The 12798-nt window shown below is 57.3% G+C and carries 14 protein-coding genes and 1 other RNA gene; 5 read left to right on the top strand and 10 right to left on the bottom strand.

The annotated features are described in order from the left end of the window. Positions 1-206: 206 nt before the first annotated feature. Both rnpB and rsmI read right to left on the bottom strand, forming a co-directional pair. Positions 207-560, bottom strand: an RNA gene (rnpB, locus tag KUF73_RS13505) — RNase P RNA component class A. Between the two features lie 75 nt (positions 561-635). Beyond that, positions 636-1508 carry a 16S rRNA (cytidine(1402)-2'-O)-methyltransferase gene (gene rsmI / locus KUF73_RS13500; RefSeq protein WP_218438516.1) on the bottom strand — a complete coding sequence of 291 codons (873 nt, stop codon included), beginning with the start codon at positions 1506-1508 and terminating at the stop codon, positions 636-638. Between the two features lie 209 nt (positions 1509-1717). On the opposite strand from rsmI, the gene KUF73_RS13495 reads away from it, so the two are divergent. From KUF73_RS13495 to KUF73_RS13480, 4 genes are all read left to right on the top strand, one after another. Then, a complete protein-coding gene (locus KUF73_RS13495; RefSeq protein WP_218438515.1) occupies positions 1718-3529 on the top strand; it encodes a penicillin-binding protein activator in 1812 nt (603 codons plus the stop codon). Next, entirely contained in the window at positions 3529-3891 is a 363-nt protein-coding gene (locus tag KUF73_RS13490; protein WP_019582357.1) for a YraN family protein, read from the top strand. Before KUF73_RS13495 ends, KUF73_RS13490 begins: the two co-directional genes overlap by 1 nt. Before the next feature lie 101 nt (positions 3892-3992). After that, positions 3993-4586 carry a phosphoheptose isomerase gene (locus KUF73_RS13485; RefSeq protein WP_218438514.1) on the top strand — a complete coding sequence of 198 codons (594 nt, stop codon included), beginning with the start codon at positions 3993-3995 and terminating at the stop codon, positions 4584-4586. Further along, positions 4583-5161 carry a BON domain-containing protein gene (locus KUF73_RS13480; protein ID WP_056853208.1) on the top strand — a complete coding sequence of 193 codons (579 nt, stop codon included), beginning with the start codon at positions 4583-4585 and terminating at the stop codon, positions 5159-5161. Before KUF73_RS13485 ends, KUF73_RS13480 begins: the two co-directional genes overlap by 4 nt. Positions 5162-5313: 152 nt before the next feature. On the opposite strand, the gene KUF73_RS13475 is transcribed toward KUF73_RS13480, so the two are convergent. The 7 genes from KUF73_RS13475 to rplM form a co-directional block, all read right to left on the bottom strand. Next, entirely contained in the window at positions 5314-5727 is a 414-nt protein-coding gene (locus KUF73_RS13475) for a ClpXP protease specificity-enhancing factor (RefSeq protein ID WP_218438513.1), read from the bottom strand. A 16-nt stretch (positions 5728-5743) separates the two neighbouring features. Continuing rightward, positions 5744-6361: a glutathione S-transferase N-terminal domain-containing protein gene (locus KUF73_RS13470; protein ID WP_218438512.1), complete on the bottom strand. Its 618-nt coding sequence runs from the start codon at positions 6359-6361 to the stop codon at positions 5744-5746. A 150-nt stretch (positions 6362-6511) separates the two neighbouring features. Continuing rightward, positions 6512-7294 carry a cytochrome c1 gene (locus tag KUF73_RS13465; RefSeq protein ID WP_218438511.1) on the bottom strand — a complete coding sequence of 261 codons (783 nt, stop codon included), beginning with the start codon at positions 7292-7294 and terminating at the stop codon, positions 6512-6514. Then, positions 7294-8505 carry a cytochrome bc complex cytochrome b subunit gene (locus tag KUF73_RS13460; protein WP_218438510.1) on the bottom strand — a complete coding sequence of 404 codons (1212 nt, stop codon included), beginning with the start codon at positions 8503-8505 and terminating at the stop codon, positions 7294-7296. The genes KUF73_RS13465 and KUF73_RS13460 overlap by 1 nt, the downstream gene beginning before the upstream one ends. Then, a complete protein-coding gene (petA, locus tag KUF73_RS13455; RefSeq protein ID WP_218438509.1) occupies positions 8505-9098 on the bottom strand; it encodes a ubiquinol-cytochrome c reductase iron-sulfur subunit in 594 nt (197 codons plus the stop codon). Before petA ends, KUF73_RS13460 begins: the two co-directional genes overlap by 1 nt. A 268-nt stretch (positions 9099-9366) precedes the next feature. Continuing rightward, positions 9367-9759, bottom strand: a complete 393-nt coding sequence (gene rpsI, locus KUF73_RS13450; protein WP_003205364.1) for a 30S ribosomal protein S9 — start codon at positions 9757-9759, stop codon at positions 9367-9369. Between the two features lie 14 nt (positions 9760-9773). Next, on the bottom strand, positions 9774-10202 hold the full coding sequence (gene rplM / locus KUF73_RS13445) for a 50S ribosomal protein L13 (protein ID WP_007905295.1): 429 nt from the start codon (positions 10200-10202) through the stop codon (positions 9774-9776). A gap of 245 nt (positions 10203-10447) precedes the next feature. Between rplM and KUF73_RS13440 the strand changes: the two genes are divergently transcribed. Continuing rightward, a complete protein-coding gene (locus KUF73_RS13440) occupies positions 10448-11488 on the top strand; it encodes an NADP(H)-dependent aldo-keto reductase (RefSeq protein ID WP_218438508.1) in 1041 nt (346 codons plus the stop codon). 109 nt (positions 11489-11597) lie between these two features. Here the strand turns inward: KUF73_RS13440 and KUF73_RS13435 are convergent, their stop codons facing one another. Next, positions 11598-12734, bottom strand: a complete 1137-nt coding sequence (locus KUF73_RS13435) for an acyl-CoA dehydrogenase family protein (protein ID WP_218438507.1) — start codon at positions 12732-12734, stop codon at positions 11598-11600. Positions 12735-12798 lie beyond the last annotated feature (64 nt).

Genomic DNA, 12798 nt, shown 5'->3' with positions numbered 1-12798 from the left:
ATAAAGGGAGGGGTAACGAGAATCCGGCAGATGAAACTGCCCGATAACTTGAATCAGCACAGATGGCTGCGTTCGGAAGTTAAAGTAATTTATTAAGAGTAAGATTTTTTCGGTATTACGAAAGTGCTTCTGCTGACGATTCTGAAAGGAGGGAAATTGCTATCACCAGCACCCTGCTCAATGATTTAAGCAGAGGGGAGAAAAAGGTGGAGAGTCGATCTGTAAGCCGGGTTCTGTCTTGAACAGTCATTCGTCTACGATGGCCATCACTGGACATCTTTAGCAACCTACCCGGTCCCAGCGCGGGCCACGCCTTGGGACCCTATTTGGTCTTGCTCCAAGTGGGGTTTACCTAGCCACGAACTGTTGCCAGACGTGCGGTGCGCTCTTACCGCACCTTTTCACCCTTACCGGCGCCGAAGCGCTTAGGCGGTTATTTTCTGTGGCACTTTCCGTAGGCTCACGCCTCCCAGGCATTACCTGGCACTTCGCCCTATGGAGCCCGGACTTTCCTCCCCCCCCTAATTTTCATAGAGGGCAGCGACTGTCCGATCGACTCTCCGCCGCGAAGGTTAACGGCAGAGCGCCCGAAGAACAAGCGCTAAAAGCCTCTAGCAGCGCCAGCACGTCGGGTTTTACTCGCCCTTCTGTTTATCCAGCGCGACCTGATAGAGAACATTCTTGCGCTCACCGGTAATTTGCGCCGCCAATGCCGCGGCACGCTTGAGCGGCATTTCTTCAAGCAAGAGATTGAGGATGCGCATTGCCTCGCTGCTGACAGCGTCTTCACTTTCGGGAGCCGTCCATCCCGCCACCAGCACCACGCACTCCCCACGCTGCTGATTACTGTCCGACTCGACGAACTCGCGCAACTCGGCCAGCGGCAAACCCTTGAGCGTTTCAAAGGTCTTGGTCAGCTCCCGCGCCAGCAACGCCAAACGCTCAGGACCGAACACCAACTCCATGTCCTGCAGGCATTCGAGGATACGGTGCGGCGCCTCGTAGAAAATCAGCGTGCGCGGTTCTTCCTTTATGAGTTCAAGACGTGCGCGGCGACCCACTGCCTTGGCCGGAAGAAAGCCTTCGAAGATAAAACGGTCCGACGGTAACCCCGCCGCCGACAGCGCTGCAATCAAGGCACAGGCACCCGGCACCGGTACCACTTTGATCCCTGCCGCACGAGCCTGGCGCACCAGGTGATAACCCGGATCGGAAATCAGCGGCGTACCCGCATCAGAGATCAGCGCCACATCGTCGCCTGCCAGCAGCCGGGTAATAAAGCGACTACCCTCATCGCGCTCGTTGTGTTCATGGCAAGCGGCCAACGGCGTTGCAATACCGAAATGCTGCATCAAGCGCTGGGAGTGACGGGTGTCTTCGGCGGCGACCAGGGCGACTTCACGCAGAATTTTCAGCGCACGCGCACTGATGTCGTCCAGGTTGCCGATGGGCGTCGCCACCACATAAAGCGAGCCAGCATCGGAATTCAAAGCACCTGGAGCAGTCAAAGCGCACACCTCATGATCAATAAAGCCGCCATTGTAACGCGTAGCGACGTTTGCGATACGCGTATGGAACACACGCTTTTGAGGCCTTTTACGCCATGGCGCAACATTTGTACGAGCTAAATTGATCGATTCACGCCAGTAACATCGCGCCCCGGCCAGTGCTTGGGTACAATTCCACGCTAATTTGATCGAGTATCAGGAACGCTTACATGATCGCTTGCCTGCGGCTGTTCACTGCCCTCTGCCTTGCTGCCTTGCTGGCGGCTTGCGCCAGCTCGCCCTCCTCCGGCCTTGGCGACCTTCCACGGACCCCGGATGCCAGTATCGAGCAATTGCTCGAACAGGCCACTCAAAGCAAGGATCCGGAAAAAGCCGCTCTGTTGCGCCTGAGCGCAGCGGACCTGGCCTACCACCAGGGGAACCCCGGCCAGTCCGCGCAGATTCTGCAACAAGTGCCGGTTGAGCAACTCAAGCCAGGCCAGCAGATCTTCGCCAGCACGCTGACAGCTGAACTGGCCATGACCCGTAATCAGCCCAAAGCGGCGCTGACGGCTTTGAGCCATCCGAGCCTGCAGCGGTTGGGCGAAATGCCTGCCGAGCAGCAGGTTCGCACCGGCACCGTCCACGCCCGCGCCCTGGAAGCCGATGGCCAGACCCTGGCCGCCGCACGGGAACGAATTTTTATCGCGCCAATGCTGAGCGGTGACGCCGCCCGCAAGAATCACGAAGCAATCTGGACCCTGATCGCTTCGCTTCCGACCGATCAATTGCAGCCGACCACCACCGATGACCTCGGCGGCTGGATGGCACTGGCGCTTGCAGTGAAAACCGCCGGCACCCTGGAACAACAGCAGGCCGCGATCGACAACTGGCGCAAACAGAATCCAAAACACCCGGCTGCCATCCAGTTGCCACTGCCCCTGACTAACCTCAAGGAACTGGCCAGCCAGCCCCTGGGCAAAATCGCCCTGCTGCTGCCGCAAGACGGCCCGCTGGCCTCGGTCGGCAAAGCATTGCGCGAAGGCTTCATGGCCGCTCACTACCAGGCACAGCAGGCCGGGCAGAAACCGCCAGCCATCGAGTTCTATGACAGCTCGAAACTGACGTCCCTCGACGAGTTCTATCGCAAGGCCCAGGCCGATGGCGTGCAACTGGTCGTCGGCCCGCTAGAGAAGCCACTGGTCAAACAGCTCAGCACTCGCCCGCAACTGCCGATCACTACCCTGGCGCTGAACTACAGCGAAGGCGAACAAGGCCCGGCCCAACTGTTCCAGTTTGGCCTTGCTGCGGAAGACGAAGCTCGTGAAGTGTCCCGCCGCGCTCGCGCCGACGGCCTGCACCGCGCCGCGATCATGGTACCGAAAGGCGAATGGGGCGACCGCGTACTGAAGGCGTTCAGCCAGGACTGGCAAGCCAACGGTGGCAGCATTGTCGCCACCGAACGCGTTGACCAGCCGGTTCAACTGGCCCAGCAGATTGCCGACATGTTCCAGCTGCGCCAAAGCGAAGGTCGCGCCAAGAGCCTGCAAAGCACCGTAGGCTCACAGGTCGCAGCCCAGCCTTCTCGTCGTCAGGACATTGAATTCATCTTCCTGGCCGCCACGCCGCAACAGGCTCAACAGATCAAACCGACGCTGAACTTCCAATACGCCGGTGACGTTCCGGTTTACGCCACGTCCCATGTTTTCAGCGCCAGCGGCGATGTGAATCAGTACAACGACATGAACGGCATACGCTTCTGCGAGACCCCATGGTTGCTGGATGCGAACGATCCGCTGCGCCGTCAAGTGACCGCGCAATGGCCACAAGCGGCCGGCAGCCTTGGCCGCCTGTACGCCATGGGCGTCGACGCCTATCGTCTGGCGCCGCGCCTGGGGCAACTCAAGGCCCTGCCGGACAGCCGTGTCGAAGGTCAATCGGGTAGCTTGGGCATGACGCAAAATCAGCGCGTCGTGCGTCAGTTGCCGTGGGCACAATTCGTCAACGGCCAGGTTCAGCGTCTGCCGGACACCCCGCGCTAATGCCTGACAGGTCTCGCCAGCAAAGCGGCAAAGATGCCGAGCGCCATGCGCTCGAGCATCTTCAACAACAGGGTCTGCGCCTGCTGGCGCAGAACTGGTTGTGTAAACGCGGCGAGCTTGATCTGGTCATGCTTGATGGCGATACAGTAGTATTCGTTGAAGTTCGCTACAGAAAAAACACTCAATGGGGTGGCGCGCTCGATAGCATCGATGAGCGCAAACGGCAGAAACTGATTTTTGCCGCGCAGTATTTTCTTCAGCGCGAGTCGCGCTGGGCCAATTCCCCTTGCCGCTTCGACGTGGTTGCCATCGACAGCAACCTCGATCAGTTGAACTGGTTGCAGAATGCCTTTGACAGCTGATTGCTTGCGCCCCGAACCGGACAACACCCAACACTTTTGCTCTTTGCTTTGCGGGCTGCACATTTACGTGCCGGACAGCCGCGCTCATTAAGGTCACACAGATGGACATGCAATCCCGAATTCGCCAGCTTTTTCAGGCCAGTATCGACACCAAGCAACAGGCGATGGAAGTACTTGCACCGCACATCGAGCAAGCCAGCCAGGTGATGGTCAACGCCCTGCTCAACGAAGGCAAAATGCTGTCTTGCGGCAATGGCGGCTCTGCTGGCGATGCCCAGCACTTCTCGTCCGAGCTGCTCAACCGATTCGAGCGCGAGCGCCCAAGCCTGCCAGCCATTGCGCTGACCACCGACAGCTCGACGCTCACCTCGATCGCCAACGACTACAGCTACAACGAAATCTTCTCCAAGCAGATCCGCGCCCTCGGCCAGCCGGGCGACGTACTGCTGGCGATTTCTACCAGCGGCAACTCGGCAAACATTATTCAAGCCATCCAGGCCGCACATGATCGCGAAATGATTGTCGTAGCATTGACCGGTCGCGATGGCGGCGGCATGGCGTCACTGCTATTGCCCGAAGACGTCGAGATTCGCGTACCGGCCAACGTCACCGCACGTATTCAAGAAGTCCACCTGCTGGCGATCCATTGCCTTTGCGATTTGATCGACAGCCAACTGTTCGGGAGTGAAGAATGACCCCTAATCGCCTTGGCCTACTGGCCCTGACCCTGTGCCTCGGCATCAGCGGCTGCACCTCGGTGGTGAATGCCAGCCGTGAAGCGCCGATTGAAGATGACCGCGGCACTCGCACCTTCGGCAGCAAGATCGATGACTCCCTGATTGACACCAAGGTCGGCGTAAACATCGCCAAGGCTGATCCGGCCCTGGACAACGACTCGCACATCGTCGTCACCAGCTTCAACGGTGTCGTACTGCTCGCCGGGCAAACCCCGCGCGCCGACCTCAAGGCCAAGGCCGAACAGGCCGCTGCCGCCGTGCAGCGGGTGAAGACGGTGCATAACGAACTGCAAATCCTGCCACCCTCCGGCTTCCTTGCCCGCCAGAACGACACCTGGCTGACCTCCAAGATCAAGACCCAGATGCTTACCGACCCGAACATCCCGGGTTCGCGCATCAAGGTTGTCACCGAGAATGGCATCGTTTACCTGCTGGGCCTGCTGACCAAACAGGAAGCCGCTCAGGCGACCAATCTGGTTCAAGGCGTTTCCGGCGTGCAGAAGATTGTGAAGTTGTTCGAATACATCGACTGACACTTCGCCATCGAGCTGTAGGAACTGTAGGAGCTGTCGAGTGAAACGAGGCTGCGATCTTTTGATCTTGAAAAGCAAGATCAAAAGATCGCAGCCTGCGGCAGCTCCTACGCAGCAATAAAAAAGGCGATCCTTTCGGATCGCCTTTTTTATTACTTCACCACTTTCAAACTAGGCCGACCGCTGGGACGCGGCGGCTCGCTGCCTGGTGGCGGCAGATCGTCATCCGGTTCGATCTCTTCCTCGTCTTCCCCTGGCGATTCCAGATCGAAGACCATGCCCTGACCGTTCTCACGGGCGTAGATACCCAGGATCGATGCGATAGGCACATACAGCGTGTGCGGCACACCACCGAAGCGGCCTTCAAAACTGACCGCCTCGTTGTCCATGTGCAAATGACGCACGGCTTGTGGCGAAACGTTGAGGACAATCTGTCCGTCGCTGGCAAAACCTTGCGGCACCTGTACCGATGGATACTCGGAATTGACCAGCATGTGCGGGGTGCAATCGTTGTCCACAATCCACTCATAGAGCGCGCGGACCAGATAAGGTCGACTGGAGTTCATAGCGGCTCCTTAAGCCTTAGCGCATATCGCGTTCGACACCAGACAGACTCGCCTGGAAAGCCTCACGCGCAAACTGGCGCTCCATGTAATCAAGCAGCGGCTTGGCTGGCCGCGGCAGTTCTATACCCAGAATCGGCAATCGCCAGAGTATTGGCAATAGGCAGCAATCCACCAGGCTTTGTTCCTCGCTGAGGAAAAACGGCTTGTCGGCGAACAGCGGCGACACGCCGGTCAGACTTTCGCGCAGCTCTTTACGTGCCACGGCACGAGCCGCTTCCTTGGACCGAGAATCCAGGATCAGATCCACCAGCCCGCACCAGTCACGCTGAATACGATGAATCAGCAGACGGCTGTTGGCACGCGCCACCGGATAAACCGGTAGTAGTGGCGGATGCGGGTAACGCTCATCCAGATATTCCATCACCACCGTAGACTCCCACAACGCCAGGTCACGATCGACCAGGGTGGGCAAGCTGCCATAAGGGTTCACTTCGATCAGTTTAGGCGGGTGGCGGCCAGCTTCCACGTAGATGATCTCGGCGCTGACACCCTTCTCTGCCAGTACGATTCGCACTCGGTGGGAATAGTGGTCGGCGGGGTCGGAGTAACAGGCCAACCGATTGGTCACGCCCATGGCGGTCCTCCTCGCTTGTAGAAATTATCGAAAGCGGAAAAACGAGCGCGCCCAGAGGGCGCCTCCCGTAACGCCTGGGTTACCAGACTCGTTACATTTTCAGAGGCGCCCTTGGGCGCGCGCGATTAACAGCAATAGCTTGTAGCTTTATCAGTGCACATCTTTCCAGTATTCGCGCTTAAGCAAGTAGGCGAATACGAAGAAGAACGCCAGGTACAGCAATACGTAAGTACCAATGCGCTGATGTTGCAGCTTAACCGGGTTAGCCGAGTAAGCCAGGAAGGTTACCAGATTCTTGACCTTCTCATCGAACTGCTCTTCGGTCAGCGCACCTGTTTTCGGCACAATAGTCATCTGATCGCACGCTTCATGAGTCAGCGGCGTACCGGTCAGCGGGTCATATTGCTTCTTTCCGTCTTCAACGATCTGAACCTGCTTGCAACCGATAACCTGACGACCTTGCAGGCCCGCCAGGACGTTCGGCATGCCGACGTTCGGGAAGACCTTGTTGTTCACACCCCAAGGGCGCGACGGATCTTCGTAGAACGACTTCAGGTAACCATAGAGCCAGTCGGTACCGCGAACGCGAGCGACCAGGGTCAGGTCGGGCGGTGCCGCACCGAACCAGGTCTTGGCGTCAACCGGCTGCATGCCGATGCTCATGTGATCGCCGATTTTGGCACCTGTGAACACCAGCTTCTCGAGCATCAGTTCATGAGGGATACCCAGGTCATCGGCAACACGCTCGTAACGCTGGAACTTGGCGCTATGGCAACCCATGCAATAGTTTGCGAACGTACGCGCACCATCCTGCATGGCCGCTTTATCGGAAACGTCGATGTCGACTTTTTCCAGCTCAGGGCCACCGTGCTCCGCTGCGAAAGCGAACACTGGCAACGCTGCAAGCATCAATACAGCAAATAGTTTTTTCATCAGCCAGTCACCCTTTCCGGAACCGGTTTGGTCTTCTCGAGCCTGGTGTAGAACGGCATCAGAATGAAGTAGGCGAAGTACAGGAAGGTACATACCTGCGACAGCAGCGTCCGCTCAGGCGTAGGCGCCATGACACCCAACCAGCCAAGAATCACGAACGAGATGCAGAATACCCAGAGCCAGATCTTGCTCAGCCAACCCTTGTAGCGCATGGACTTGACCGGACTACGGTCAAGCCAGGGCAGAACGAACAGAAAGGCAATCGAAGCACCCATGGCCACAACGCCAAGGAGCTTGTCCGGAATCGCACGCAAGATCGCGTAGAACGGGGTGAAGTACCAGACCGGAGCGATGTGCTCTGGGGTCTTGAAGGCGTTCGCCACTTCAAAGTTCGGCTTTTCGAGGAAATAACCACCCATTTCCGGGAAGAAGAATACGATCGAGCAGAAGATGAACAGGAACACCACCACGCCGACGATATCTTTCACGGTGTAGTACGGGTGGAAGGCAATGCCGTCCAGCGGTACGCCGTTTTCGTCTTTGTGTTTCTTGATGTCCACGCCGTCCGGGTTGTTCGATCCCACTTCGTGCAGCGCCAGAACGTGCAGCACCACCAGACCGAGGATCACGATCGGCAAGGCAACCACGTGCAGGGCGAAGAAGCGGTTCAGGGTGATTCCGGAAATCAGGTAGTCACCACGGATCCACTGGGTCAGGTCGTTACCAATGACCGGGATCGCACCGAACAGCGAGATGATCACCTGGGCACCCCAGTAGGACATCTGGCCCCACGGCAGCAGGTAGCCCATGAAGGCTTCAGCCATCAGCGCCAGGTAGATCAACATACCGAAGACCCACACCAACTCGCGTGGTTTCTGGTAGGAACCGTAGAGCAGTCCACGGAACATGTGCAGGTAAACAACAATGAAGAACATCGACGCACCGACAGCATGCAACAAACGCAAGATCGGCCCATAACTGACATCACGCATGATGCCCTCTACGGAGGCAAACGCTTCCTCCGCCGATGGGGTGTAGCTCATGGTCAGCCAGACACCGGTAATGATCTGGTTGACCAGAACGAGCAATGCCAGGGATCCAAAGAAATAGAAGAAGTTGAAGTTCTTCGGGGCGTAGTACTTGCTGAGATGGTCTTCCCACATCTTGGTGGCGGGAAAGCGCGCATCAACCCAATCCATGAACTTGCTCATCACGCTTTCTCCGTATCGACGCCAATGACAATAATCTCATCGGTCTCATAGGAATGCGGGGGAACTGGCAGGTTCAAAGGCGCAGGTTGCGACTTGTAGACGCGACCAGCCAGGTCGTAGTGGGAGCCGTGGCAAGGGCAGAAATAGCCACCTACCCAGTCCTTGCCCAGATCTGCGGGGGCGACTTCGGGACGGAAGGTCGGCGAGCAACCCAAGTGCGTGCAGATACCAATCAGCAGCAGAATCTCAGGTTTGATCGAACGGTTTTCCGGATCGACATACGTCGGTTGAGTCGAGTTCTTGGAGGTCGGGTCGGACAGCTGACCCTCGATCTTCTTCAGATTCCCCAGGATTTCCGGCGTACGGCGGACGATGAACACCGGCTGGCCGCGCCACTCAGCAATCATCTGCTGGCCTGGCTCGATTTTGCTGACATTCACTTTCACCGGTGCACCTGCGGCTTTCGCCTTGGCACTGGGAAACCATGACCCCACGAACGGGACCGCAGCCCCCACCGCTCCTGCAGCACCCACCACGGATGTGGCTGCTACCAAGAAGCGACGCCGGCCTGCATTCACGCCGTCATTGCTCATTCAGTCCTCTCCCATCAGCTTTGTGGCCTGTTAAATCAGGCATCTACTAAGTAAATCTATGTACTTATAAAAATTTTGCCGAATGGTAATGAAAAGCCCCAATTCTGACAAGGTAATTACCCAAGGGCCCCACTCCCAAGCCTTGTAGTATAGGGGCTCTACGGATGTGGCAAGTTGTCACAGCGCAATTCTTTGAGAAATCGCACGCATAAAAAAACGCCCAGCTCCGTGAGGAGACTGGGCGTTCTTTTTTGAACGTGGAAGCGAATTAACGCTTCGAGTACTGCGGACGCTTACGCGCTTTACGCAGACCAACTTTCTTACGTTCAACTTCACGGGCATCGCGGGTTACGAAGCCAGCTTTGCGCAGAGCGCCACGCAGGGTTTCGTCGTAATCCATCAGAGCGCGAGTGATGCCGTGGCGGATTGCGCCAGCTTGACCACTTACACCACCGCCGATCACGGTGACGTAGATGTCGAACTTCTCGACAGTCTCAGTCAATTCCAGCGGCTGACGAACTACCATGCGGGCAGTTTCGCGGCCGAAGAAATTATCCAGCGAACGGTTGTTGATGGAGATGTTACCAGTACCCGGACGCAGGAAAACGCGTGCGGTTGCGGTCTTGCGACGGCCAGTGCCGTAATTTTGAGTCGCCGACATAATGAACTATTCCGTTAAAACTTCAGTTCTTGGGGCTGCTGAGCAGTATGAGGGTGTACAGCGCCCGCATAGACTTTCAGCTTACGATACATGTCGCGACCCAGTGGGTTCTTAGGCAGCATGCCTTTAACCGCGGTCTCGATCACGCGCTCAGGGGCTTTAGCGATCAGCTTTTCAAAGTTGATCGACTTGATGCCGCCCGGGAAACCGGAGTGGGAGTAGTAGATTTTGTCGGTGGTTTTAGCACCGGTTACACGAATCTGCTCGGCATTGATAACGACGATGTAATCGCCAGTGTCAACGTGAGGAGTGTACTCAGCTTTATGCTTGCCACGCAGACGGCTCGCGATTTCGGTGGCCAGACGACCCAGGGTCTGACCTGCAGCGTCGACGACAAACCAGTCGCGCTGTACTGTTTCCGGTTTAGCAGTAAAAGTTTTCATTCTTTATAGCCTCAGGGGCCGCCCTGTAAATTAGACGGCGGATCTTACTGAATAGTGCGTACTTTGACAAGTCAAAGGCAGCCGGATACAGACGCTTTCGGGGGCTCGGGTCGGCGCGTCCGTTCAACGGCAAGATTCTTCGGCGGCGGCGCATCACTTCCACTGCAGAAAGAGGTGCGCAATTATGCAGATTGCGAAAAATATTTCAACCTGCTTTTATGATTGTTTTGCCCAAGGAGCACCCGATGGACTATCGCCAGCTAGGCCGGACCAATCTCAACGTGAGTGCCATCTGCCTCGGAACCATGACCTGGGGTGAGCAAAACAGCGAAGCTGAAGCCTTCGCCCAGATTGAGCGGGCCAAGAGCGCCGGGATCAATTTCATCGATACCGCCGAGATGTACCCAGTGCCGCCCAAGGCCGAAACCTACGCCACTACCGAACGTTATATCGGCAATTACTTCAAAAGCCGTGGCGATCGTGCCGACTGGATCCTGGCCAGCAAGATCGCCGGCCCCGGCAACACCATCGATTACATTCGCGATAAAAACCTGAGGCACAACCGCCAGCACATCACCGAAGCCGTGGATGCCAGCCTCAAGCGCCTGCAGACCGATTACATCGACTTGTACCAGCTGCACTGGCCGGAACGCAGCACCAACTTTTTTGGCCAGCTGGGCTACAAGCACCAGACGGAAGCCAATCTGACGCCACTCGAAGACACCCTCGAAGCGCTGGACGAGCAGGTCAAGGCTGGCAAGATCCGCCACATCGGCCTGTCCAATGAAACACCATGGGGCACCATGCGCTTCCTCGCTTTGGCAGAAGCGCGCGGCTGGCCGCGTGCAGTGTCGATCCAGAACCCCTACAACCTGCTCAACCGCAGCTTCGAAGTGGGTCTGGCGGAAATCGCCATTCGTGAACAGTGCGGCCTGCTGGCCTATTCGCCGCTGGCGTTCGGCTTCCTGTCGGGCAAATACGAAGGGGGCGCACGCCCACCGAAGGGTCGCCTGAGCCTCTACAGTCGCTTCAGTCGTTATTTCAACCCGCAGTCGGAAGCAGCCTGCAGCCGTTATGTCGCTTTAGCCCGTGAGCACGGTCTGGACCCGGCACAGATGGCGCTGGCCTTCGTCACGCAGCAGCCGTTCGTGACCAGCAACATCATCGGCGCTACCACCCTGGAACAACTGGAAAGCAACATTGCCAGTTTTGATTTGAAACTGTCGGAGGAAGTGCTGGAAGGGATTGAGGCGATTCACAAGGACCACCCGAACCCGGCACCATAAATTGCGCTGATTGCAAAAAGATCGCAGCCTGCGGCAGCGCCTGCATGGGTTGACGTACACCCTGTAGGCGCTGTCGCAGGCTGCGATCTTTTCAACCATCACAAAAAAATCAAAGCGCCCGCGCAATAATCTCCTTCATGATTTCATTGGTCCCCGCATAGATCCGCTGCACCCGCGCATCCGCCCACGCCCGGGCGATCGGGTATTCCCACATGAAGCCGTAACCGCCATGCAACTGCACGCACTCGTCGAGGACCTTGCATTGCAGGTCCGTGCCCCAGTATTTGGCCATCGCCGCCGTCGGTACATCGAGCTTGCCTTGCAGGTGCAGCTCCAGGCAGCGATCGACAAAGACCCGACCGATTTGAATTTCAGTCGCCATCTCCGCCAGTTTGAAACGGGTGTTCTGGAAGTCTGCAATCGCCTTGCCGAACGCCTTGCGTTCACGGGTGTAATCCAGCGTCCATTGCAGCGCCGCTTCGGCTGATGCCAGGCCGCCGATGGCGACGGTGAGACGCTCCTGCGGCAACTCCTGCATCAAATACGCGAAACCCATCCCGGCCTGACCTAACAGGTTTTCCTTGGGCACCCGGACGTCCTGAAAGAACAATTCCGAGGTGTCCTGAGCCTTCATGCCGACTTTTTCCAGGCGCTGGCCCTTGTCGAAGCCTGGCGTGTCGGCCTCCACCAGAAACAGGCTGGTGCCCTTCGCGCCGGCCTTGGGATCGGTCTTGGCAACCACGATCACCAGATCGGCGAGAAAGCCATTGGTGATAAAGGTCTTGGAACCGTTGATCACATACTCATCGCCATCCAGTACCGCCGTGGTCTTCACGCCTTGCAGGTCGGAGCCCGCGCCCGGCTCGGTCATGGCAATGGCAGTCACCAGTTCTCCGGAGACCAGTTTCGGCAGGTATTTGTGTTTCAACTCTTCACTGCCGTAATGCAGGATGTAAGGCGCCACAATGTCCGAATGCAGGGAAAAACCGATTCCGGTCAGGCCGAGGCGCCCGATCTCTTCAATCACCACCGCGCTGTAGAGAAAGTCCGCCCCCAGACCGCCGTACTCTTCCGGCAGGTGCGAACACAACATGCCCGCCTCCCCTGCCTTGTTCCACAGTTGACGGTCGATATAGCCCTGTTTCTCCCATTGTCCATGGAACGGCACCGCCTCTTTTTCGAGGAACGTTCGCACGCTGTCACGAAAAAGTTCGTGCTCGGAACTGAACAAGGTTCTAGGGATCATGCGGCACCTGTTGATATTTTTAGAGGGGATTGACCTTCAGAGACTAAGCCCCGCATCCGATACA

The organism is Pseudomonas sp. PD9R, from assembly GCF_019200975.1.
Lineage (GTDB): Bacteria > Pseudomonadota > Gammaproteobacteria > Pseudomonadales > Pseudomonadaceae > Aquipseudomonas.
This window is presented reverse-complemented; position numbering and strand designations above follow the sequence as displayed.